Source organism: Halorhodospira halophila SL1 (assembly GCF_000015585.1).
Taxonomy (GTDB): domain Bacteria; phylum Pseudomonadota; class Gammaproteobacteria; order Nitrococcales; family Halorhodospiraceae; genus Halorhodospira; species Halorhodospira halophila.
This window is the reverse complement of record NC_008789.1, coordinates 2,312,492-2,333,110: the sequence shown is the minus strand read 5'-3', so window position 1 is coordinate 2,333,110 and position 20,619 is coordinate 2,312,492. Positions and strand designations below refer to the sequence as shown.

Annotated in this window: 26 protein-coding genes; 13 read left to right on the top strand and 13 right to left on the bottom strand. The window is 68.8% G+C overall.

The annotated features are described in order from the left end of the window. Nucleotides 1-20: 20 nt before the first annotated feature. On the top strand, nt 21-1,367 hold the full coding sequence (pmbA, locus tag HHAL_RS10775; RefSeq protein ID WP_011814919.1) for a metalloprotease PmbA: 1,347 nt from the start codon (nt 21-23) through the stop codon (nt 1,365-1,367). 14 nt (nt 1,368-1,381) lie between these two features. On the opposite strand, the gene HHAL_RS10770 is transcribed toward pmbA, so the two are convergent. The 12 genes from HHAL_RS10770 to HHAL_RS10715 are packed head-to-tail and all read right to left on the bottom strand — an operon-like array spanning nt 1,382 to nt 9,211. Beyond that, nucleotides 1,382-1,657, bottom strand: coding sequence for an HPr family phosphocarrier protein (locus tag HHAL_RS10770; protein ID WP_011814918.1), 276 nt, complete (start codon nt 1,655-1,657; stop codon nt 1,382-1,384). Beyond that, entirely contained in the window at nt 1,654-2,058 is a 405-nt protein-coding gene (locus tag HHAL_RS10765) for a PTS sugar transporter subunit IIA (RefSeq protein WP_011814917.1), read from the bottom strand. Before HHAL_RS10765 ends, HHAL_RS10770 begins: the two co-directional genes overlap by 4 nt. Further along, entirely contained in the window at nt 2,055-2,918 is an 864-nt protein-coding gene (gene rapZ, locus HHAL_RS10760) for an RNase adapter RapZ (RefSeq protein ID WP_011814916.1), read from the bottom strand. Before rapZ ends, HHAL_RS10765 begins: the two co-directional genes overlap by 4 nt. Further along, on the bottom strand, nt 2,915-3,436 hold the full coding sequence (locus HHAL_RS10755) for an HPr kinase/phosphorylase (protein WP_011814915.1): 522 nt from the start codon (nt 3,434-3,436) through the stop codon (nt 2,915-2,917). Before HHAL_RS10755 ends, rapZ begins: the two co-directional genes overlap by 4 nt. Then, on the bottom strand, nt 3,433-3,903 hold the full coding sequence (locus HHAL_RS10750; RefSeq protein ID WP_011814914.1) for a PTS sugar transporter subunit IIA: 471 nt from the start codon (nt 3,901-3,903) through the stop codon (nt 3,433-3,435). Before HHAL_RS10750 ends, HHAL_RS10755 begins: the two co-directional genes overlap by 4 nt. A 44-nt stretch (nt 3,904-3,947) precedes the next feature. Beyond that, nucleotides 3,948-4,274, bottom strand: a complete 327-nt coding sequence (hpf, locus tag HHAL_RS10745) for a ribosome hibernation-promoting factor, HPF/YfiA family (protein WP_011814913.1) — start codon at nt 4,272-4,274, stop codon at nt 3,948-3,950. 40 nt (nt 4,275-4,314) lie between these two features. Next, on the bottom strand, nt 4,315-5,781 hold the full coding sequence (locus tag HHAL_RS10740) for an RNA polymerase factor sigma-54 (protein WP_041595178.1): 1,467 nt from the start codon (nt 5,779-5,781) through the stop codon (nt 4,315-4,317). 40 nt (nt 5,782-5,821) lie between these two features. After that, complete coding sequence (lptB, locus tag HHAL_RS10735) at nt 5,822-6,547, bottom strand: LPS export ABC transporter ATP-binding protein (protein ID WP_011814911.1); 726 nt, start codon at nt 6,545-6,547, stop codon at nt 5,822-5,824. Nucleotides 6,548-6,550: 3 nt separating this feature from the next. After that, complete coding sequence (gene lptA, locus HHAL_RS12770) at nt 6,551-7,078, bottom strand: lipopolysaccharide transport periplasmic protein LptA (RefSeq protein ID WP_011814910.1); 528 nt, start codon at nt 7,076-7,078, stop codon at nt 6,551-6,553. Then, nucleotides 7,065-7,628, bottom strand: a complete 564-nt coding sequence (gene lptC / locus HHAL_RS10725; RefSeq protein ID WP_011814909.1) for an LPS export ABC transporter periplasmic protein LptC — start codon at nt 7,626-7,628, stop codon at nt 7,065-7,067. Before lptC ends, lptA begins: the two co-directional genes overlap by 14 nt. Before the next feature lie 3 nt (nt 7,629-7,631). Then, a complete protein-coding gene (locus HHAL_RS10720; protein WP_011814908.1) occupies nt 7,632-8,195 on the bottom strand; it encodes a KdsC family phosphatase in 564 nt (187 codons plus the stop codon). Then, complete coding sequence (locus HHAL_RS10715; protein ID WP_011814907.1) at nt 8,192-9,211, bottom strand: KpsF/GutQ family sugar-phosphate isomerase; 1,020 nt, start codon at nt 9,209-9,211, stop codon at nt 8,192-8,194. Before HHAL_RS10715 ends, HHAL_RS10720 begins: the two co-directional genes overlap by 4 nt. 111 nt (nt 9,212-9,322) lie before the next feature. Between HHAL_RS10715 and HHAL_RS10710 the strand changes: the two genes are divergently transcribed. From HHAL_RS10710 to hisC, 10 genes are all read left to right on the top strand, one after another. Further along, nucleotides 9,323-10,147, top strand: coding sequence for an ABC transporter ATP-binding protein (locus HHAL_RS10710; protein ID WP_011814906.1), 825 nt, complete (start codon nt 9,323-9,325; stop codon nt 10,145-10,147). After that, entirely contained in the window at nt 10,144-10,920 is a 777-nt protein-coding gene (gene mlaE / locus HHAL_RS10705) for a lipid asymmetry maintenance ABC transporter permease subunit MlaE (protein WP_011814905.1), read from the top strand. Before HHAL_RS10710 ends, mlaE begins: the two co-directional genes overlap by 4 nt. 12 nt (nt 10,921-10,932) lie before the next feature. Continuing rightward, entirely contained in the window at nt 10,933-11,388 is a 456-nt protein-coding gene (gene mlaD / locus HHAL_RS10700) for an outer membrane lipid asymmetry maintenance protein MlaD (protein WP_011814904.1), read from the top strand. A 29-nt stretch (nt 11,389-11,417) separates the two neighbouring features. Next, nucleotides 11,418-12,038 (top strand): MlaC/ttg2D family ABC transporter substrate-binding protein, encoded by a 621-nt coding sequence (locus HHAL_RS10695; protein WP_011814903.1) that lies wholly within the window; start codon nt 11,418-11,420, stop codon nt 12,036-12,038. After that, nucleotides 12,035-12,349 carry an STAS domain-containing protein gene (locus HHAL_RS12765; protein ID WP_011814902.1) on the top strand — a complete coding sequence of 105 codons (315 nt, stop codon included), beginning with the start codon at nt 12,035-12,037 and terminating at the stop codon, nt 12,347-12,349. Before HHAL_RS10695 ends, HHAL_RS12765 begins: the two co-directional genes overlap by 4 nt. A 62-nt stretch (nt 12,350-12,411) precedes the next feature. Continuing rightward, on the top strand, nt 12,412-12,663 hold the full coding sequence (locus HHAL_RS10685) for a BolA family protein (RefSeq protein WP_011814901.1): 252 nt from the start codon (nt 12,412-12,414) through the stop codon (nt 12,661-12,663). A gap of 4 nt (nt 12,664-12,667) precedes the next feature. Further along, a complete protein-coding gene (murA, locus tag HHAL_RS10680; protein ID WP_011814900.1) occupies nt 12,668-13,924 on the top strand; it encodes a UDP-N-acetylglucosamine 1-carboxyvinyltransferase in 1,257 nt (418 codons plus the stop codon). 22 nt (nt 13,925-13,946) lie between these two features. Continuing rightward, nucleotides 13,947-14,591: an ATP phosphoribosyltransferase gene (gene hisG, locus HHAL_RS10675; protein WP_011814899.1), complete on the top strand. Its 645-nt coding sequence runs from the start codon at nt 13,947-13,949 to the stop codon at nt 14,589-14,591. A 20-nt stretch (nt 14,592-14,611) separates the two neighbouring features. Next, entirely contained in the window at nt 14,612-15,931 is a 1,320-nt protein-coding gene (hisD, locus tag HHAL_RS10670) for a histidinol dehydrogenase (protein WP_011814898.1), read from the top strand. Next, nucleotides 15,924-17,021 (top strand): histidinol-phosphate transaminase, encoded by a 1,098-nt coding sequence (hisC, locus tag HHAL_RS10665; protein ID WP_011814897.1) that lies wholly within the window; start codon nt 15,924-15,926, stop codon nt 17,019-17,021. The genes hisD and hisC overlap by 8 nt, the downstream gene beginning before the upstream one ends. Before the next feature lie 46 nt (nt 17,022-17,067). Here hisC and HHAL_RS10660 read toward each other — a convergent pair whose 3' ends face one another. Beyond that, the gene (locus tag HHAL_RS10660; RefSeq protein WP_011814896.1) at nt 17,068-18,321 is read right to left on the bottom strand and encodes a trypsin-like peptidase domain-containing protein; all 1,254 of its coding nucleotides are present in this window, start codon (nt 18,319-18,321) and stop codon (nt 17,068-17,070) included. 28 nt (nt 18,322-18,349) lie between these two features. Here HHAL_RS10660 and HHAL_RS10655 point away from each other — a divergent pair, with 28 nt between their 5' ends. Both HHAL_RS10655 and HHAL_RS10650 read left to right on the top strand, forming a co-directional pair. Beyond that, nucleotides 18,350-19,108, top strand: coding sequence for a Nif3-like dinuclear metal center hexameric protein (locus tag HHAL_RS10655; RefSeq protein WP_011814895.1), 759 nt, complete (start codon nt 18,350-18,352; stop codon nt 19,106-19,108). Nucleotides 19,109-19,386: 278 nt separating this feature from the next. Then, on the top strand, nt 19,387-20,619 hold the full coding sequence (locus HHAL_RS10650; protein ID WP_011814894.1) for a cytochrome b: 1,233 nt from the start codon (nt 19,387-19,389) through the stop codon (nt 20,617-20,619).

Here is a 20,619-nt window from a genome sequence, read left to right as displayed (position 1 = left end):
ACAACGGAAAAGGCGAACCCATGCCGGATCCACGCAACGAGCTACCTGCCCCGGGAACGCTGGAGGACCTGGTGCAGCAGGCCCTCGACGAGGCCCGCCAGCACGGCGCCGACGCAGCGGAGGCGGCCTGCTCCGGGGATGTCGGTCTGTCGGTGAATGTGCGCAAGGGCGAGATCGATACCCTGGAGCACCACCGCGGACGGGACATGGGGGTTACGGTCTACTTCGGCGGCCGCAAGGGCAGTGCCTCGGCCGGCGAACTCTCCGAGCAGGCGGTGCGCGACGCCGTTCAGGCGGCCTGCGACATCGCCCGCTATACCTCCGAGGATCCGGCCAATGGGCTGGCGCCGGCCGAGCGCATGGCCGTCCATCCGCCGGACCTGGACCTCGACCACCCCTGGCCGCTGGCGGCGGATGACGCGGTCGAGCTGGCCCGTGACTGCGAGTCTGCGGCGGTCGAGGCCGACCCGCGCATCGAGAATACCGAGGGGGCCGGGGTGAGCATCCACCGAGGCCTGCACGCCTACGGCAACAGCCACGGCTTCTTCTCGGTGCTCCCGGAGTCGCGGCACAGCATCCACTGCGTGGCGGTGGCCGGCCGCGGCGAAGCCATGCAGCGAGACTATTGGTACACCGTGGCCCGCGATCCGGCGGCCCTGGAGGACGCCCGGAGCGTGGGGCGGCAGGCGGCCGAGCACGCGGTCGCGCGGCTCGGTGCCGAGAGTCTGAGCACCGAGCGGGTGCCGGTGCTGTTCCGTGCCCCGGTGGCCCGCGGGCTGGTCGGCCACTTGGTCTCGGCGGTGCGCGGCAGCGCGCTGTACCGGCAGGCGTCGTTCCTGGTGGACAGCGCCGGCGAGCAGCTCTTCCCGGCGTGGCTGCAGATGGTCGAGCGGCCGCATATCCGCCAGGCCCTGGGGAGTACCGCCTTCGATGCCGAGGGGGTCGCCACTGCCGATTCGGCGCTGGTCCAGGACGGGGTGCTGCAGCGCTACGTGCTCGACAGCTACTCGGCGCGGCGCCTGGGGCTGGAGACCACGGCCAATGCCGGCGGGGTCCACAACCTGGAGGTTTCGGGGGGCGCCGGGGAGGACTTCGAAGGGCTGATCCGGCGCATGGGCCGGGGGCTGGTGGTCACCGAACTCATGGGCCAGGGGGTCAACCTGGTGACCGGTGACTACTCCCGCGGTGCCGCCGGCTTCTGGGTGGAGAACGGGGTCATCGACCGTCCCGTGCAGGAGATCACCATCGCCGGCCATCTGCGCGATCTGTTCGCCGGGATCCAGGTGGTGGGCAGCGACGTGGACCGCCGTGGGAACATCCGTTGTGGCTCCATCCTGGTCGAGGAGATGACCGTCGCCGGGCAGTAAGCGCCCGGCGGCGATCAGCCGTGCTCGGTCTCGCCGAATCCCTCGGTGACCAGCCGGACCAGGGCCTCGAGGGCTGGCTCGGCGTCCGTCCCCTCGGCCTCGATGGTGAGGGTGGCCTGGTGGGCGGCGGCGAGCATCATCAGGCCCATGATGCTCTTGCCGTTGACGCGCTTTTCGCCGTAGCGGACGTGGATCTCGCTCTCGTACTCGCTGGCAATGGTCACGAAGCGGGCGGCGGCCCGGGCGTGAAGCCCGAGCGGGTTTTGAATGGTGGCTTGTTGCTCGATCATGACGGCGGTGCTCCTTCGCCGACCGCGATGATACCGGCTCGGCCGCCGGCGGCCGCGGATTCGGCCAGTTCCTCAAGGGATCGCCCGGGGTAGTTGAACACCCGCAGGAGCATCGGCAGGTTGAGGCCGGTCACCACCCGGCAGCGGCGGTGGGTGCTGGCCGCCACCGCCACGTTGGAGGGGGTGGAGCCGTAGGCGTCGGAGAGGATGAGCACCCCGGCCCCCTGGTCGAGCTGGGTGATCAGCGCCCCGGCGCGCTCGAGCAGCTCGTTGCGCTCGTCCTCGTTGAGGACCTCCAGCGATTCCGTCTGCAGCGGGCAGATGCCCAGCGTGCGCGAGGCCGTGGCCAGGATCTCCGAGCCGATGTGCCGGTGCGCGACGATCAGCAGCCCAACCCTCATGACAGCTCCCGGTGGCGCAGGCTCACGTGGCTGCACCCTTCCTGCAGCGACTCGGCCAGGCGCTCGGCCAGGTAGACCGAGCGGTGCTGCCCACCGGTGCAGCCGACGGCCACGGTCAGGTAGCTGCGCCCTGCCTGCTGGTGGACCGGCAGCCAGTAGCGGATGAGCGTGTCGATCTGGCCGAAGAGGATCTCGGTCTCGGGCTGGGACTCGAGGAAGGCGCGGACGCAGTCGTCGCAGCCGGTATAGGCGCGCAGCTGCGGTTCCCAGTGCGGATTGGGCAGGCAGCGGGCATCGAAGACGTAGTCGGCATCGGTGGGGATGCCGTGCTTGAAGCCGAAGGACTGGACCAGCACCGACAGGCCACTGCGCTCGCCGGCTACCCGCTCGGAGATCAGACCGCGCAGGTCGTGGACGGTGGTCCGCGAGGTGTCGATGCTCCAGTCGGCGACCTCGCGTAGTGGCTCGAGCAGCGTGCGCTCGGCGCGCAGGGCGTCGGCCAGGGGCTGGTCGCCTTCGGCCAGCGGGTGGCGACGGCGCGTCTCGCTGTAACGGCGCATGAGGATGGAGTCCTCGGCGTAGAGGAACAGCACCTCCGTGGCGATGCCCTGCTCGCGCAGTGCAGTGAGGGTCTCCGGCAGGCATTGCAGGTCGTGGGGCGGGTTGCGTGCGTCCAGCCCCACGGCGAAGCGCTCTCCGGTGGGTGCGTCGCGGTTCTGGGCGTAGCGGGCCAGCTCGCCGATCAGGCTCACCGGCAGGTTGTCGATGCAGTAATAGCCGGCGTCTTCGAGGGTGTGCAGGGCGACACTCTTGCCCGACCCCGAGAGGCCGCTGACCACGATCAGGCGCAGCCCACTCATGCTGGCACCCCGCGGTCGCTGCGAGCGCCGTGGTGCGCAACGGACACTGCGGCCCGGCTGCTGGACGCGGCCTCGACCAGCGGGGCCAGTGGACGGCGGTGGCTGTCGGTCAGGGTGATCCGGGGGAGGCTTAGCTCCAGCAGCCGACGGTGGTCGCGCCGACCATGCAGGGCGGCTTCGGCTTCGGTGGTGCCGGGGGTCGGCTGCAGCTGGATGCACAGTGCCACGGCGGCCTCGTTGCGGAATGCCTCAGGGCCGTAGAGTTCCGTGACATCCACCAGGCCCAGGTCACGCAGGTGCAACAGCCCCCGCCCCTGTTGGGGGCCGGTGCCGAGCAGACGGTCCCCCTCGCGGCGCAGCTGCACGGCGTCATCGGCCACCAGCGCGTGGCCGCGGTCGAGCAGGGCCAGGGCCGTATCACTCTTGCCCGCGCCGCTGGGCCCCTCGAGCAGAACCCCGCGACCGTGGACGGTGACCAGCAGACCGGGGATGACCGGCCCGTGCGCGGCCGTTTTCACGACGGGTCGGCTTGTGACTGCCATTCCCGCAGGGCCACCTGCAGTTCCTCACCGTCCGAGGAGCGGCGCAGCCGTTCGCACAGGCTGCTGTCGCTGAACATCTCGGCGAGGCTGGCCAGGATCTGCAGGTGCTCGTCGGTGAAGTGTTCGGGTACGACCAGGGCGAACAGCAGGTCCACGGGTGCCTTGTCGAAGGCGTTGAACTCGATGCCCCGATCCAGCTGGATCAGGGCGCCGATGGCGCGGTCAATCCCGTCGATGCGGGCGTGGGGTACGGCTACGCCGTGCCCCAGGCCCGTGCTGCCCAGCCGCTCACGGGCCAGCAGTCGGTTGCTGATTTCTCGGGCGTCGAGGCCGTCGCCGCTGGCCCCGATCAGTTCGCCTATGCGCAGGAGTACCTGCTCCTTGTCCTCGATGCCGCTCTCGCAGCGAACACGTTCCGGCGTGATGAGTTGCTCGATGTCCATGGAGTGTCCGATCGGCTGGCCCGCTGAACCGCGTCCCGCCACCTTTACAGGCTGGCCTTGAGGGACGCGCCCTGCCGTCGCTGATCGACGGCCTTCTCTTTGTGTTTCAGGACCTGACGGTCAAGCTTGTCCACGAGCACGTCAATGGCTGCATAGAGGTCTTCCTCAATGGCATCGGCAAAGACGCGCCCGCCGCCACCCCCGATGTGGATGACCGACTCGGCCTTCTGCTGTCTCTTCTCCACCGAGAGGATCACCTCGGTATCGATGACGTGGTCGAAGTGGCGTTGAATGCGTTGCATCTTCTCGTTGACATGCGCCCGGAGAGCCGGGGTGATCTCGACATGATGTCCACTGAGCTTGATCTGCATACCGCCTCCTGAACCCCTGCGGCCGGCAGAGCCGGGCGCCTCAGCGCCTCCGGGCCTCCTTGCGCTCCGCCGACGATGCGATGGACAGGGACTCCCGGTATTTGGCGACCGTCCGACGCGCCACCTGGATCCCCTCCTCATGAAGGATACGCGCAATCGCGCTGTCACTCAGCGGTTTTGCCCGATCCTCTTCGGCAATCAGTCGGCGGATCCGTGCCCGGATCGCCGTTGCCGAAGCCTCTCCGCCGTCGCTGGTCTGCACGTGGCTTGAGAAGAAGTACTTGAACTCGAAGGTGCCCCGGGGCGTGTGCATGTACTTGCTGGTGGTGATGCGAGAGATGGTGGACTCGTGCATCTCCACCGCCTCGGCGATCTCGCGCAGGACCAGTGGTTGCATCGCCTCCTCGCCGTGGTCGAGGAAACCCTGTTGCCGTTCCACGATGGCGCTGGCCACTTTGAGCAAGGTCTCATTCCTGCTGCGCAGGCTCTTGATCAGCCAGCGCGCCTCTTGGAGGTGGTTGCGCAGACAGTGGTTGTCCGCGCTCCGGTCTGCCCTGCGGATCAGGCTGGCGTAATACGCGTTGACGCGCAAGCGGGGGGCGGTTTCGCTGTTGAGTTCGACCTGCCAGGCGCCGTCGCGGCGCACCACCAGAACGTCGGGGATGACGTAGTCGGGCGTGGTGTCGCTAATCTGCGAGCCGGGTCGGGGGTCGAGGCTCTGGATCAGGCCGAGGATGCTGCCGAGGGCCTCGTCGCTGACCCCCAGAGCCCGGCCCAGGTCGTCGTATCGCCGCTCGGCGATCAGCCCCAGGTGCTCGAGCAGGGCGTGGCGGGCCTCTTCCCGCCACGGGGTGTCTTCGGGCAGCTGCTCGAGCTGGACGCACAGCGCTTCCTGGGGATCGCGGGCGGCGACGCCGGTCGGGTCGAGTCGCTGGACGCGCTGCAGCACCGCTTCGAGCTCCTCGGCGTCAACCTGCTCATCCTCCGGGCACCCGGCCAGTAGGTCGTCGGTGCTCTGGGTCAGGTAGCCGTCGTCGCCGACGGCGTCGACGATGACCTCGGCGATGGAGCGCTCGCGCGCGGAGAACGCCTCCAGCTCGATCTGTGCATGCAGGTGCTGCTGCAGGCTGTCGGAGGCGGCCGGCCGGTTGTCCAGGGTGTCGCGTTGGGCCGCCTCGTCGCCCGGCGCGCTCAGCGCCGTGCTGCCGTCGTAGATGTCGTCCCAGGAGGTATCCAGCGGTAGGTCCTCGGGGATGTCGTCGCCGGCAGGGTCGCTGGCCGGGGCCTCGTCCTCACGGGCCTCTTGTTCCTGCTGCTCGTGTTGCTCCTGCTCCTGCTGCTCGAGCTCGCCTTCCTCGTCGAGCTCGAGCATGAAGTTCGACTCCAGGGCCTGCTGGATCTCGGTGCGCAGCTCCAGGCTGGAGAGTTGCAGCAACCGGATGGCCTGCTGCAGCTGGGGCGTCATGGTCAGCTGCTGGCCGATGCGTAGCTGCAGCGACTGCTTCATGGCCGTGTCCGTCGTGCTTGCAGCATCCGTATACCGTCGCTCACAGGCGGAAGTCCTCACCCAGATAGACCTCGCGGACCCGCGGGTTGGCGAGCACGCTTTCGGCGTCGCCAGCGGCCAGAACCTCGCCGTCGCTGAGGATGTACGCGCGCTGCACGATCCCCAGTGTCTCGCGCACGTTGTGATCGGTGATCAGTACGCCAATACCGCGCTGCGCCAGCTGGCGGACGATGCGCTGGATCTCGCCCACCGAGATCGGGTCGACCCCGGCAAACGGCTCGTCGAGCAGTATGAACCGGGGGGCTGCCGCCAGGGCGCGGGCGATCTCCACGCGCCGGCGTTCGCCGCCGGACAGGGCGATGCCCGGGGAGTCGCGGACGTGGGTCACCCCGAACTCCTCGAGCAGGCGATCCAGCTCCTGTTCCCGCTCGGCGCCGCCGAGGTCGCCGCGTAGCTGCAGGATGGCCCGTACGTTATCCGCCACGCTCAGTTTACGAAAGACCGAGGGTTCCTGCGGGAGGTATCCGATGCCGAGGCGGGCCCGGGCGTGGATGGGCAGCCGGGTGAGGTCGTCGCCCTCCAGGGTGATCCGCCCCTCGTCGGCCTGGACCAGTCCGACGACCATGTAGAAGCAGGTGGTCTTGCCGGCGCCGTTGGGCCCGAGCAGGCCGACGATCTCGCCGTTGGCCACTTCGAGCCCGGCGCCGTTGACCACAGTGCGACCGCGGTAGCGTTTGGTCAGCCCTTCCGCACGCAGCGTGACCACCGGTCAGTCCTCCTCGCGCCGGGTCGGGTACAGGATGGTCCGCGCCCGCTGCCCTTCAGCGCCACGGGCCTTCATGATCTGTCCCTCCAGGTCGACATCGATGGTCTCGGCGGTGACCTGGTCGTCTCCCTGCCAGAGGCGCGCATCGCCCTGGAAATGGGCGCGTTCGGGCCCGCGGGTGTAGTACTCCATCCGCTTCGCCTCGGCGTGGACCGGGCGGGGCTGGTTCTCCGGGTGGTCGCGGTAGGTGGCGGGCGTTCCGTCAACGTAGACGTGGCTGAGGTCGCCGTCCTCGTCGGTATAGACCTCCATGCGGTCGCCGGTGATGCGCATCTCGCCCCGGGTGAGCACGGCATCGCCCTCGTAGACGCTGACCCCGGCAACGGCGTCGACGTCCACACTGTCGGCCTCGAGTTCCACCGGCGCGTCCTCGCGCTGCTCCATCGCCGCCGCCGGTAGGGCGGCGATGGCGAGCAGCGCGGCGCCAAGAAGCCGCACCCGGGTGCGGCCCGTGGTCTCAATGCAGCCCATACTCCCCCCGGACATCGGCGTGCAGGCGCAGTCGGTCGGTTCGGTAATCCAGCGTCATGCCAGTGCCGCGCAGGGTGCCGGCCGGCTCGCGGGCGGTGACCGCCTCGGTGGTGCGGGCCTCGCCGGCGCGCAGATCTACCAGCAGGTTGCGGGTGGCGATATCCAGCGCTGGGCGTGTGCCCTGGGCCGGACGGTGAATATCCACTTCGTCGAACAGGCGGACCTCCGCGCCCTCGCGCTCGGCGATGCCGAAGGGGGCGCGGGCCTCCCAGGTGGCGCCGTCCCGCGAACGCATGCGCAGATCCGGCTCGACGATCTCCAGTTCGCCGCGACCGGGGAAGTGTTCGCCGGTGTGCCCGTGGAGGGCGGCCCGGCGCTGGCCCTGCTCGTCGAAGTCGACCATCGTGAACCCTTCCAGGAAGAAGTCCGGGCGCTCCTCAGGCGGCTCGGTGGTGTCTGGTTCGGGCGGCGTCGGATCCCGGGTCAGCAGCAGGCTGAGGAGTACGATGAACCCGAGGGTTGCCAGGGGGAAGAGGGCTCCGCGGCGCATGGTTCAGCCTTCTGCCCGGCGCAACATCGGTTCGAGCTGCCCCTGGGCGTGGAGGATCAGTTCGGCCACCTCGCGGACGGCGCCCCGCCCCCCGGGGCGCACGGTGACCCAGTCGGCGTGGGCGTGCAGGTGGGGGTGGCCGTCCGCTACCGCGACGCCGAATCCGGCGTGGCGGACGGCCGGCAGGTCGATGAGGTCGTCGCCGGTGTAGGCGCACGCCTCCAGGGCGAGGCCGAGGCGCTCGGCCACCTCGACGAGGGCCTGACCCTTGTCTGAGCGGCCGCGCAGCACATGGCGGACACCCAGCTCCTCGGCCCGGCGCATGACCGCGTGGCCGCCCCGGGCAGTGATCCAGCCCACCTCGATGTCGGCGTCCTGGAGCATCCGCAGCCCCTTGCCGTCGTGGATGTGGAACGCCTGCAGCGGGTCACCGCTGCCGCCCACGAAGACGGTCCCGTCGGTGAGGACGCCGTCGACGTCGAACAGGGCCAGGCGCACCGATTCGGCGCGGCGCAGGACCTCCGGGGCAGGCGGCTCGCAGTAGGGGCGGGGGACGGTGGTGCTCATACGACTCCGGCGCGCAGCAGGTCGTGCATGTTCAGGGCGCCGACGAGTCGGCCCTCGGCATCGGTGACCAGTAGGCCGTTGATGCGGTGGCGCTCCATGCGCTCGGCTGCCTCGGCGGCCAACAGGTCCGGCGAGGCGGTTTGTGGGCTCGGGGTCATCACGGCCTCGATGGGGGTCTGGTGGATGTCGGCGCCGCGGTCCAGGGTCCGTCGCAGGTCGCCGTCGGTAAAGATGCCTAGTACGCGGTGCTGCTCGTCGACGATGGCGGTCATGCCCAGCCCCTTGCGGCTGATCTCCAGCAGGGCGTCGCGCAGTGGGGTGCCTGGTTGGACCCGTGGGACGCGTTCGCCGGTCTGCATGATGTCGTCGATGTGCAGCAGCAGTCGGCGCCCCAGTTTGCCCCCGGGGTGGGAGCGGGCGAAGTCTTCCGCGGTGAAGCCGCGGGCATCGAGCAGTGCCACGGCCAGGGCGTCGCCCATGGCCAGGCTGGCGGTGGTGCTGGCGGTGGGGGCCAGCCCCAGGGGGCAGGCCTCCTGCTCGACGCTCACATCCAGGTGGACCGAGGCCGCCTGGGCCAGGGTCGAGCCCGGGCGGCCGGTGAGGGCGATCAGGGGCACGCCCAGGCGCTTGATCAGCGGCACGATGGCGGTGAGCTCATCGGTCTCGCCGGAGTTGGACAGGGCTACCACGACGTCGTCGGCGGTGACCATGCCCAGATCGCCGTGGCTGGCTTCACCGGGGTGGACGAAGAACGCCGGCGTGCCGGTGCTGGCCAGGGTGGCCGCCATCTTCGAGCCGATGTGTCCGGACTTGCCCATGCCGGTGACGATCACCCGGCCGCGGCAGGCGAGCATATGGCGGCACGCCTCGCTGAAGGGCTGATCGATGCGCTCGCCGAGGGCGGCGACGGCGTCGGCCTCCAGCTGCAGGACCGCGCGGCCGAGGGCCTGGAGGCGTTCGTCCCCCGCGTCCGGGGCCCCGAGGTGTCGTTCGATCAGGGTGCGCATGGGAGTCATACCGCCATTCTACGACATCTACGCGCGGGATCGGGCAACCCGGGGACGGAATTGACCGTCCTGGCGCGGGGATGGATACTGCCGGTCACTTTTTCGTAACCGAGTAGGGCGATGGGCGTCGCAGACACCGGCGACGAGGTCCTGGCCCGCGTGCGCGACCTGCGCGTCGAGCGCAACGGCCGGAAGATCTTTGATGGCGTGAACCTCGACATCCGTCGGGGCTGGGTGACGGCCATTATGGGCCCGAGTGGCTCAGGCAAGACCACGATCCTGCGCGTGCTGGGCGGGCAGCTTCGCCCCCAGGCCGGGTCCGTGGAGGTCATGGGCGGGGAGGTGACCGGTCTCGGCCGTCAGGCGCTCTATCAGCTGCGCCGGCGTATGGGCGTCTTGTTCCAGAGCGGCGCGCTGTTCACTCACCTGTCCGTCTTCGAGAATGTCGCCTTCCCTCTGCGTGAGCACACCCGGTTGCCCGATTCCCTGCTCGAGACCCTGGTTCTGCTCAAGCTCGAGGCGGTGGGGCTGCGCGGCGCCCGTCACCTGATGCCGGCGGAGCTCTCCGGTGGCATGGCACGGCGGGTCGCCCTGGCCCGGGCCATCGCCCTGGATCCGGCGCTGGTGATGTACGACGAACCCTTCGCCGGGCAGGATCCGATCACCATGGGCGTGCTGGTGGATCTGATCCGCCGGCTCAACGACGTCCTCGGCCTGACCTCGGTGGTGGTCTCCCACGACGTCCAGGAGACCCTGGCCATCGCCGATTACGTCTATGTGTTGGCCGACGGGGCAGTGATCGCCGAGGGGACCCCGATGGATCTGCAGGAGGCGCAGTCGGAGTCGCTGCGCCAGTTTATCGATGCCCGGCCGGATGGTCCGGTGCCGTTCCACTATCCGGCGCCGCGGCTGTCCGACGAACTGCTCGGCGGAGGGGGGCGATGATCGGCTTGTTCCAGGCGCTGGGGCAACGGACCCTGACTGCGCTGCGCGGCCTGGGCGAGGCGGTGCTGCTCATGGGGCGGATCCTGCGCGCCGCCCCCGAGGTGGTGGTGCGCCCCCGCCTGCTCATCGAGCAGGTCTACGCCGTCGGCGTGTTGTCGCTGGTGATCATCCTGGTGTCGGCGCTGTTCGTCGGTATGGTCCTCGGCCTGCAGGGGTACTACACCCTGGCGGACTTCGGGGCCACCGAAGCGGTGGGCACCATGGTCGCCCTGTCTCTAGTCCGCGAACTCGGGCCTGTGGTAACCGCGCTGCTGTTCGCCGGGCGGGCTGGCTCATCGCTGACCGCCGAGGTGGGGCTGATGAAGGCCACCGAGCAGCTCTCGAGCATGGAGATGATGGCGGTGGACCCGGAGCGCCGTATTCTGGCCCCGCGCTTCTTCGCTGCCGTATTGGCGGTGCCACTGCTCGCCGCCGTGTTCAGCGCCGTGGGCGTGTTCGGTGGTTATCTGGTGGCGGTGGGCATGGTCGGGATCGACAGCGGCGCGTTCTGGTCCAACATGCAGAACGCAGTCACCATCCAGGATGATATTTTGAATGGCGTGATCAAGAGCGTCGTCTTCGGCTTCTTGGTCGGCTGGATCGCCCTGCACAAGGGGTACATGGCAGAGCCGACCTCGAGCGGTGTCAGTCGGGCGACGACCTTGGGCGTCGTGCACGCTTCGCTGGCGGTGCTCGGGCTCGACTTCCTGCTCACCGCACTGATGTTCGACTGACGGAGCAAGGGTATGAGTCAGCGGCTCGTGGAGATCTGGGTCGGGGTGTTCGTGGCCATTGGCCTGGCGGCGATGATGGTCCTGGCCCTGCAGGTCAGTGGCCTGACCGAGCTGCGCCAGCCGCCCGGGTACTACGTCACGGCCAAGTTCGACAATGTCGGCGGCCTGCGCGAGAAGGCGCCGGTGAGCATGGCCGGGGTCCGGGTCGGACGGGTTGAGGAGATCCGGCTCGATCCGGAGAGCCATCAGGCCGAGGTGCGGCTGCGCATTAACGAGCGCTTCGGGGCCATCCCGGCAGACAGCGCGGCGGCCATCTACACCGCCGGTCTGCTCGGCGAGCAGTACGTGGGGCTGGAGCCAGGCTGGGAGACCGAGCCCCTGAGTGACGGCGACCGGATCACCGAGACCCAGTCGGCGGTGGTCCTGGAGCGGATCATCGGGCAGTTCGTCACCAGCATGCAGGATTGAGCTCGCCACGCGCGACGGAGGCAGTAGAGATGTTCAAGGTGAATCGCTGGACTCGTTCACTGGCCGTGTCGATGGCCCTGTTGCTGGCGCTGGCCTTCGGTCAGGCAGTGGCCAAGCCGGATCCGCGCCAAGTTGTGCAGGAGGTTACCGACGAGGTCATGCGGGTGCTTGAGGAGCACGGCGAGGAGATCGCCGGCGATCCGGTGGCGCTCTACGACAAGCTGGCACCGGTGGTCGAGCCGCACATCGATTACGATCGGATCGGGGCGCGGATCCTCGGTCCCCACTGGCGCGACGCCGACGGGGAGACCCGCGACCGCTTCGTGACCGAGTTCCAGCGCAGCCTGCTGCGTACCTACGCGTCGAGCATGGAGGATTACGAGGGATTCGATGTCCGCATCCTCGGTAGCCGGCAGCGCGATGGCGGGGTCCAGGTCGGTATGGAAGTGGGTTCCGGTGACAGTCGGGCGCGGATCCTGTACCGCCTGGAGGAGAGCGATGACGCCTGGAAGCTGGTGGACGTCACCGCCGAGGGGGTCAGCCTGATCCACAACTACCGCGAAGATTTCCGCTCGCGCTTGCGGGGCAAGGACCTCAAGACCGTGATCGACGAGATGGCAGAGCGCAACCGGGAGATCGGCTTCGAATGACCCGCGCGGCCCTCGAGAACGGGGTCGACGGGCGCTGGCGAGTCACCGGGCGGCTGGAGCTCGACACCGTGGGTGCCTTGTGGCCGCAGGGCACGGCGCTGTTCACCGCCGAAGGCGGGGTCTGCGAAATCGACCTGGCCGGTGTCGAGCGGACCGACAGCGCCGGTGTGGCCCTCCTGATCGATTGGACGCGGCAGGCCCGGGCCCACGGCGGGCGGCTGTGCCTCTGCCACGTCCCGCAGCAGTTGCTGGCCATCGTGCATGCCAGTGGTGCGGAGGGGGTGCTTGAAATCGCCGACGAGCCGGCCTGAATCGGCTATAATCGTCCGCCCTCGCGGGGAGCCCGCGGTCCGTGTCCGGAGGGGATCGCCCCATGATGCAGCCACAAGAGATTGAACGCCTGGTCCAGGATCAGCTCAGCGACGCCCGGGTGGAGGTGAGCGGGGACGGCCGCCACTTCCGTGCCTTTATCGTCAGCCCCGACTTCCAGGGGCTGTCGCGTATCGAGCGCCACCGCCTGGTCAATCGGGCCCTGCGCGCCCACATTGATGACGACACCCTACACGCCATCTCCATGCGGACCCTGACGCCTCCGGAGCACGAGCAACAGCAGAAGGCGGGGTAGGCCGATGGAGCGACTGCTCATCCGGGGCGGTAACCCCCTGCGTGGCGATATCCGTATCTCCGGGGCCAAGAATGCGGCCCTGCCGGTCATGGCGGCGACCCTGCTGGCCGACGGCCCGACCACCGTCGGCAACATCCCGCATCTCCACGACGTAACCACCACCATGGAGCTGCTCGGGCGCATGGGGGTGGAGCTCACCGTGCACGAGGGTATGGAGGTCGAGGTCAACACCGCGACCATCCACAGCTTCCGGGCGCCCTACGAATTGGTGAAGACCATGCGCGCCTCGATCCTGGTGCTCGGGCCGCTGCTGGCGCGCTTCGGCCAGGCCGAGGTGTCGCTGCCCGGGGGCTGCGCCATCGGCTCGCGGCCGGTCAACATCCACGTGGACGGGTTGCGGGCCATGGGCGCCGAGATCGAGGTCCGCGACGGGTACATCAAGGGCCGCGCCGACCGGCTCCAGGGGGCGCACATCCGCATGGATGTCTCGACGGTGACCGGAACCGAAAACCTGATGATGGCGGCCGCCCTGGCGCGCGGAACCACGGTACTCGAGAATGCCGCCCGCGAGCCCGAGGTCATCAATCTGGCCGACTGCATCAACGCCATGGGGGGGCACGTCCAGGGGGCCGGCACCTCGACGATCACCATCGAGGGGGTCGACACGCTGCGCGGCGTTCACCATCGAGTGCTGCCCGATCGCATTGAGACCGGCACCTACCTGGTCGCTGCGGCCATGACCGGGGGAGAGGTGCGGCTCAAGGACACGGCGCCGGAGCTGGTCGAGTCGGTGCTCGGCAAGCTGCGCGAGAGCGGGGCAGAGGTGAGCGCCGGTCGCGACTGGGTGACCCTGCGCATGGAGGGCCGCCCGCGCGCCGTGGACCTGGAGACGGCGCCGTACCCGGGCTTCCCCACGGACATGCAGGCCCAGTTCTGTGCCCTGAACGCCATCTCCACCGGGGAGGGGACGGTGACCGAGACCGTCTTCGAGAACCGGTTCATGCACTGCCTGGAGATGCAGCGCATGGGTGCCGACATCCAGATCGAAGGGGCCCGGGCGCGCATCCGCGGCGTCGAGAAGCTGACCGCGGCGCCGGTGATCGCCACCGATCTGCGCGCCTCGGCGAGTCTGGTGCTGGCCGGGCTGGTGGCCGAGGGTGAGACCCGGGTGGACCGGATCTACCACATCGACCGCGGCTACGAGTGCATCGAGGAGAAGCTCGCCCAGCTCGGTGCCGATATCCAGCGCGTCCCCGACTGACGACGGAGACCGATCGAATACCATGAGCCGAACCCTGACCCTGGCCCTGTCCAAGGGGCGCATCCTGGAAGAGACCCTGCCGCTGCTGGCGCGCTGCGGGATTGAGCCCGCCGAGGATCCGGACGCCAGCCGCAAGCTGATCATCGGTACCAACCGCGAGGACGTCCGGCTGCTGGTCGTGCGCGCCTCGGACGTGCCGACCTACGTCGAGCACGGCGGCGCCGACCTCGGTGTGGCCGGTCGGGACGTGCTCCTGGAGCACGGCGGCGATGGTCTCTACGACCCGGTGGATCTGGGGATCGCCCGGTGCCGGCTGATGGTGGCCGGACCGCCGGACGGACCGCCGCCCGGGCGCCGCCCGCGCGTGGCGACCAAGTTCGTACATCTGGCCCGGCAACACTTCGCTGCGCAGGGCCGGCAGGCCGAGATCATCAAGCTCTACGGCTCTATGGAGCTGGCGCCGCTGGTCGGCATGGCCGATCTCATCGTGGACCTGGTCGACACCGGGAACACCCTGCGCGCCAACGGGCTTGCGCCGCTCGAGGAGATCATGCCGATCAGCTCGCGGCTGGTCGTCAACAAGGCCTCCCTGAAGACCAGCCCCGACCGTCTGGGGACGCTGATCGACGATCTGGCGGCGGCGGCGCGCGCCAAGGACACCAGTTAGCTTTATCGCGAGAGGAAAGCATGGTCGACATCAAGCGGCTGAGCACCACACAACCCGATTTCTGGGACAGCCTGGACGCCCTGACGAGCTGGGGGAGCCACCCGGGCGCCTCCATTGAGCAGCGCGTCGCCGAGGTGGTCGAGGGGGTTCGCACCGGCGGTGATGCGGCCCTGCTGGATTACACGCGGCGTTTCGACGGCCGCGAGGCCGATTCGGTGGCCGCGCTGGAGATCCCGACCGAGCAGGTGGTCGCGGCCCACGAACAGATCGCCCCGGAGATGCGCGAGGCGCTGGAGCAGGCGGCCGCGCGGATCCGCGACTACGCGCAGCGTCAGCGCCTGGAGTCCTGGGAGTACCAGGACGCCGACGGTAACCGCCTCGGGCAGCAGGTCACCGCCCTCGACCGGGTCGGGGTCTACGTCCCCGGCGGCAAGGCCGCCTATCCCTCATCGGTGCTGATGAACGCCGTGCCGGCCCGGGTGGCCGGCGTGCAGGAGATCATCATGACCGTCCCGGCCCCCGGGGGGGAGCTCTCACCACTGGTGCTGGCCGCTGCCCATGTGGCGGGCGTGGATCGCATCTTCACCTTGGGCGGGGCGCAGGCGGTGGCGGCCCTGGCCTACGGGACCGAGACCGTACCCGCCGTGGACAAGATCGTCGGCCCCGGTAACGCCTATGTTGCCGAGGCCAAGCGCCGCGTCTACGGGGTGGTGGGCATCGACATGATCGCCGGCCCCTCCGAGGTGCTGGTCATCAGCGACGGCCAGGCCGATCCCGAGTGGATCGCCATGGACCTGTTCTCCCAGGCCGAGCACGACGAGGAGGCGCAGGCCCTGCTGGTCTGCCCGGACTTCGTCTTCCTCGATCAGGTCCAGGCGGCCATGGAGCGCCTGCTGCCGGATATGGAGCGTTCGGAGATCATCCGCACCTCGCTGGCGGAGCGGGGGGCGTTGATCTGTGTCCGCGATCTGGAAGAGGCGCAGCAGGTGGCCAACTATGTCGCTCCGGAACACCTGGAGCTCTCCGTGGCCGAGCCCGATCGACTGGCCGAGGGCATCCGTCACGCCGGGGCGATCTTCCTCGGCCATTACAGCGCCGAGTCACTGGGTGATTACTGTGCCGGCCCCAACCACACGCTGCCGACGTCGCGGACCGCGCGGTTCGCATCGCCGTTGGGTGTCTACGACTTCCAGAAGCGTTCCACCACGCTGGCCTGCTCACCCGCCGGCGCCGCAGCACTGGCCGGGACCGCCGCGGTGATGGCACGGGGCGAGGGACTGACCGCCCATGCCCGCTCAGCGGAGTACCGCGGCCAGGGGGAGGAGCGCAGCGGTGACTGAGGTCGAGGCGCGGGTCGCCCGCTGGGTGCGGCCACAGGTGCAGGCCCTGGAGGCCTATCAGGTGGCCGAGCCGGGCAAGGCCATCAAGCTCGATGCCATGGAGAGCCCATGGGCCTGGCCCGGGGCCCTGGAAGAGGCCTGGCTGGAGCGCATGCGTTCGGTGTCCGTGAACCGCTATCCGGACCCGGCGGCCCGGCGGCTCAAGCCCCTGCTGCGCGAGGGGTTGGGGGTCCCCGAGGGGGCAGAGCTGTTGCTCGGCAACGGCTCCGATGAGCTCATCCAGCTCATCGATCTGGCCGTGGCTGGCAGTGGGCGCACGGTGATGGCCCCGGGGCCGAGTTTTGCCATGTACCGGATCATCGCCGAGTATACCGGCGCCGAATACGTCGAGGTGCCGCTCGATGCGGAGTTCGGGCTGGATCTCGCCGCCACCCGGGAGGCGGTGTCGGCGTACAACCCGGCGGTCACCTACCTGGCGCACCCGAACAACCCCACCGGCAATGGCCTCGATCTGGACGCCGTGGCGGAGCTGGTGGCGCAGAGCGACGGCCTGGTGGTAGTCGATGAGGCCTACGCCCCCTACGCCGACAGCAGCTTCCTGCCGCGGGTGCTGGAGTTCCCCAACTGCCTGGTGCTGCGCACGCTCTCTAAGGTCGGTCTGGCGGGCCTGCGGGTCGGGGTGCTGATCGGCCATCCGGCCTGGATCGACCAGCTGGAGAAGTGTCGCCTGCCCTACAACCTGGGCAGCCTGGCCCAGGCCAGTGCGGCATTCGCCGTCGAGCACCAGGAGGCCCTGGATCGCTGTGTGGCCCACGTGCTCGGCGAACGGGCGCGGCTGGTCGAGGAGCTGCCGGCGGTCCCCGGTGTCGAGCAGGTCTGGCCGACGCAGACCAACTTCCTCACCTTCCGGGTGCCGCAGGGCAGTGCCGATGCCGTGCACCGTGGTCTGCTCGATCGAGGGGTCCTGATCAAGCGCCTGCACGGCAGCCATCCGCGGCTGGAGGACTGCCTGCGGGTGACGGTCGGTCGCCCCGAGGAGAACAACCGCTTCCTCGAGGCGCTGGCCGAGACCCTCGCCGTGGCGGCCTGAGCCGCGGCTGCCCCAGCGCCGGCCAGTCTGGCCGGGGCGTTGTCGATTAGCGCCGCCCGGGGTGGCTGGGCTGCTGCATGTCCGGCCGCTCACCGAGGGTGACGGAGGTTGAGAAAGGCTCCTGATCGCGGTAGCCGGAGATCTCCATCTCGGTGCCCGGTGCCGCCGCGCTGGCCACCTGCAGCAGATCCTGGACGTCGCGGATGCGCTGACCGCCCAGCTCGACGATGATGTCGCCGGCCTCCAGGCCGGCCTGGTCCGCCGGTCCGCGGGGCAGGATGTGGGTGACCGCTACGCCCTCGGTATCCGGGGGGTGGCCGAAGGACTCGGCGAGGGCCGGCGTCAGCCGCTGTGCCTGTACCCCCAGCCAGCCGCGCACCACGCGTCCGTACTGGATCAGGTCGGACATCACCGCCTGGGCAATGCCCGCCGGGATGGCGAAGCCGATCCCCTGTGAGCCGCCGGTGCCGCTGAAGATGGCGGTATTGATCCCCACCAGCCGCCCCTCGGCGTCGATCAGGGCGCCACCGGAATTGCCCGGGTTGATGGCGGCATCGGTCTGCAGGAAGTTCTCGAAGGTCGACAGCCCCAGCTGGTCGCGCCCGGTGGCGCTGATGATCCCCTGGGTGACCGTCTGTCCGACCCCGAACGGGTTGCCGATGGCCAGCACCACGTCGCCCACCCGCACCCGCTCGTCCCGGGCGAAGGTGATCACTGGCAGCCGTTCGGCCTCGATGCGCAGCACTGCCAGGTCCGTCTCCGGGTCGCGCCCCACCACCGTGGCCGCCCTCTGGCGACCGTCGGCCAGCAGTACCTGGATCTGGTCGGCGTCGTCGATGACGTGGTGGTTGGTGACCACATAGCCTTCCTCGGCGACGATGACCCCCGAGCCGAGGCTGGTCTCGGTGCGTTGGCGCTCGCGGGTCGGAGGGTCGCCGAAGAAGCGGCGGAATAGGGGATCGTCGAATCCGGGCGGGGTGAGCTGTTCGGTGACCTGCTTGACCGTGAAGATGTTCACCACCGCCGGCGCGGCCCGTTCCACCGCGTCGGCGTAGGAGACCGGTTCCCGTCGAGGCGGCGCATCGGCTGCGTCGTTTTGTCGCCCCGGGGCGACGGTCTGGCAATCTTCACTCTCGGTGATCTCGACCCGGGGCGTCAGGGGGCCCAGCAGGTCAGGGTTGATCCAGACGATGACCAGGGCCAACACCACGCCCAGCCCGGTGTATCCGAGGAGAAACCGAATCCACTCGGTGCCCTCCAGGCCCAATGGCCGCCAACCGGATCGTCCTGCTAGCCTCATGAAAATGCCTGCGTCGAGAACCGAGGACATGGTGCACCGAAACCGCCTGGAAGCATACCTGAACGAGCTGCTGACCCCCGCCGAGTACCCCGACTACGCGCCCAACGGACTGCAGGTCGAGGGCCGTGAGCAGATTGCCACGGTGGTCAGCGGAGTGACCGCCAGTGCGGCGCTGATCGAGGCAGCGCGCGACCTGCGCGCCGACGCGGTGATCGTCCACCACGGCTACTTCTGGAAGGGGGAGGACCCGCGGGTGGTGGGCATGAAGGCCCGTCGGCTGCGGCTGTTGATCGAGGCCGGGATCAACCTCTTCGCCTACCATCTGCCTCTGGACGTCCACCCGAAGTTGGGCAACAACGCCGGGCTGGCCCGACTCCTGGGCCTAGAGACAGACGGCCGGCACGCAGCCAAGGGGGTACCCGGCCTGCTGTGGTCCGGGGTGCTGTCCGAGGCGGAGCGGGCCGACGCGTTCGCGGCGCGGGTTGAGCAGGCGCTGGGCCGTGCGCCCACCCATGTTGATGGGGGGACCACCACCATCTACCGGGTGGCCTGGTGCAGTGGCGGGGCCGACGGCCTGATCGACCAGGCGGCGGATCTGGGCGTCGATGCCTTCCTCTCGGGCGAGCTCTCGGAGCCGACGACCCACGTGGCCCGCGAGCGCGGGATTCACTATTTTGCCGCTGGCCACCACGCCAGCGAGCGCAGCGGCGTGCAGGCGCTGGGGGCCCATCTGGCGGAGGCCCTCGGTGTGGAACACCACTACGTGGAGATCGAGAACCCGGCCTAGACATGACGTATTACGGTTAATGTAATAGCCTATCGGTCAACCCCGGGGTGTTGAGGCGGGGCGGTCCTGCCTTGACGCCCGGCGATGCGATGTACGAAGCTTACGCGCTGCTTGTACACCCTGTAGGCCCCGATACGGCAGGGAGCCGCGACGGGCGGGCGTGTCGGGCGCGGGGTGCCAGGACCGGGGAGCCTGTCGGTGCCGCAAGATCGGCTCCCGGAGGACATTAAGCTCGTCATCGGCGAGGATACCGAAGACGAAGAGGAGGGCGCGGCGTGATGAACCGTCTCAATCTCAGCGGTCTGCAGCAGTGGATCGATGACCGCTATCCCATGACGAGTACTTGGCGGTACCACATGACCGAGTACTACGTCCCCAAGAACGTCAACTGGTGGTACCTGTTCGGATCGCTCTCGATCCTGGTCCTTGTGATCCAGATCGTGTCCGGCATCTGGCTGATGTTCTACTACCAGCCCTCCGTCGAGCGCGCGTTCTCCTCCGTGGAGTTCATCATGCGCGACGTGGACTGGGGCTGGTTGATGCGCTACATGCACACGACGGGCGCGTCGGCGTTCTTCCTGGTTGTGTATCTGCACATGTACCGAGGGCTGCTCTACGGCTCTTATAAGAAGCCGCGTGAGCTGCTCTGGATCACCGGTGTGCTGATCTACCTGGTCATGATGACCGAGGCGTTCATGGGCTACGTCCTGCCCTGGGGGCAGATGTCCTACTGGGCGGCGCAGGTGATCATCGCGCTGGCTGGTGTGATCCCGGTGGTCGGTGACGAGCTGGTGGTCTGGCTTCAGGGCGGCTTCGTCGTCAACGAGGCGACGCTCGGCCGGCTCTTCGCCCTCCACGTGGTGGCGCTGCCGCTGGTCCTGATCGCGCTGGTGTTCGTGCATATCGTTGCACTGCACCACGTCGGCTCCAGCAGTCCTGACGGCGTCGAGATCAAGCAGAACAAGGATGAGAACGGCAAGCCCATCGACGGCGTTGGCTTCCACCCCTACGTCGTGGCCAAGGACATGTTCGGCTGGGGCATCTTCCTGATCCTGTTCTGCGCGGTGATGTTCTTCGCCCCGACCTTCGGCGGCTACTTCATCGAGGCGCCGAACTTCCAGGAGGCGAATCCGCTGCAGACGCCCGAGGTGATCCACCCGATCTGGTACTTCACGGCGTGGTACGCCATGCTGCAGTCGATCCCGAGCGAGGCCCTGGGCGTGATTGTCATGCTGGCGGCGCCGGGCATCCTGCTGTTCCTGCCCTGGATCGACCGCAGTCCGGTGAAGTCCATCCGCTACCGCGGTCTCGGCTTCAAGGTCGCGCTGGCTGCCTTCACGGTGTCCTTCCTGGTGCTGACCTGGGCCGGCATGGAGGAGCCCACGGGTCTGCCGATCCTGTTGAGCCAGATCTCGACCGTGATCTACTTCGGGTTCTTCGTCTTCCTCTGGGCCTACACCTACTTCGGGTTCGAGAAGACGAAGCCTGTTCCGGAAAGGGTGACCGTCTGA

Coding starts and splice junctions, on each gene's coding strand:
- HHAL_RS10715 (WP_011814907.1), bottom strand. CDS start 9,211: ATGACTCCCATGCGCACCCTGATCGAACGACACCTCGGGGCCCCGGAC.
- HHAL_RS10770 (WP_011814918.1), bottom strand. CDS start 1,657: ATGATCGAGCAACAAGCCACCATTCAAAACCCGCTCGGGCTTCACGCC.
- HHAL_RS10685 (WP_011814901.1), top strand. CDS start 12,412: ATGATGCAGCCACAAGAGATTGAACGCCTGGTCCAGGATCAGCTCAGC.
- lptC (WP_011814909.1), bottom strand. CDS start 7,628: ATGCGCCGCGGAGCCCTCTTCCCCCTGGCAACCCTCGGGTTCATCGTA.
- mlaD (WP_011814904.1), top strand. CDS start 10,933: ATGAGTCAGCGGCTCGTGGAGATCTGGGTCGGGGTGTTCGTGGCCATT.
- mlaE (WP_011814905.1), top strand. CDS start 10,144: ATGATCGGCTTGTTCCAGGCGCTGGGGCAACGGACCCTGACTGCGCTG.
- lptA (WP_011814910.1), bottom strand. CDS start 7,078: ATGGGCTGCATTGAGACCACGGGCCGCACCCGGGTGCGGCTTCTTGGC.
- hisD (WP_011814898.1), top strand. CDS start 14,612: ATGGTCGACATCAAGCGGCTGAGCACCACACAACCCGATTTCTGGGAC.
- HHAL_RS10695 (WP_011814903.1), top strand. CDS start 11,418: ATGTTCAAGGTGAATCGCTGGACTCGTTCACTGGCCGTGTCGATGGCC.
- murA (WP_011814900.1), top strand. CDS start 12,668: ATGGAGCGACTGCTCATCCGGGGCGGTAACCCCCTGCGTGGCGATATC.
- pmbA (WP_011814919.1), top strand. CDS start 21: ATGCCGGATCCACGCAACGAGCTACCTGCCCCGGGAACGCTGGAGGAC.
- HHAL_RS10655 (WP_011814895.1), top strand. CDS start 18,350: ATGGTGCACCGAAACCGCCTGGAAGCATACCTGAACGAGCTGCTGACC.
- HHAL_RS10720 (WP_011814908.1), bottom strand. CDS start 8,195: ATGAGCACCACCGTCCCCCGCCCCTACTGCGAGCCGCCTGCCCCGGAG.
- rapZ (WP_011814916.1), bottom strand. CDS start 2,918: ATGAGTGGGCTGCGCCTGATCGTGGTCAGCGGCCTCTCGGGGTCGGGC.
- HHAL_RS10740 (WP_041595178.1), bottom strand. CDS start 5,781: ATGAAGCAGTCGCTGCAGCTACGCATCGGCCAGCAGCTGACCATGACG.
- hisG (WP_011814899.1), top strand. CDS start 13,947: ATGAGCCGAACCCTGACCCTGGCCCTGTCCAAGGGGCGCATCCTGGAA.
- HHAL_RS12765 (WP_011814902.1), top strand. CDS start 12,035: ATGACCCGCGCGGCCCTCGAGAACGGGGTCGACGGGCGCTGGCGAGTC.
- hpf (WP_011814913.1), bottom strand. CDS start 4,274: ATGCAGATCAAGCTCAGTGGACATCATGTCGAGATCACCCCGGCTCTC.
- HHAL_RS10660 (WP_011814896.1), bottom strand. CDS start 18,321: ATGAGGCTAGCAGGACGATCCGGTTGGCGGCCATTGGGCCTGGAGGGC.
- HHAL_RS10710 (WP_011814906.1), top strand. CDS start 9,323: ATGGGCGTCGCAGACACCGGCGACGAGGTCCTGGCCCGCGTGCGCGAC.
- HHAL_RS10750 (WP_011814914.1), bottom strand. CDS start 3,903: ATGGACATCGAGCAACTCATCACGCCGGAACGTGTTCGCTGCGAGAGC.
- HHAL_RS10765 (WP_011814917.1), bottom strand. CDS start 2,058: ATGAGGGTTGGGCTGCTGATCGTCGCGCACCGGCACATCGGCTCGGAG.
- HHAL_RS10650 (WP_011814894.1), top strand. CDS start 19,387: ATGAACCGTCTCAATCTCAGCGGTCTGCAGCAGTGGATCGATGACCGC.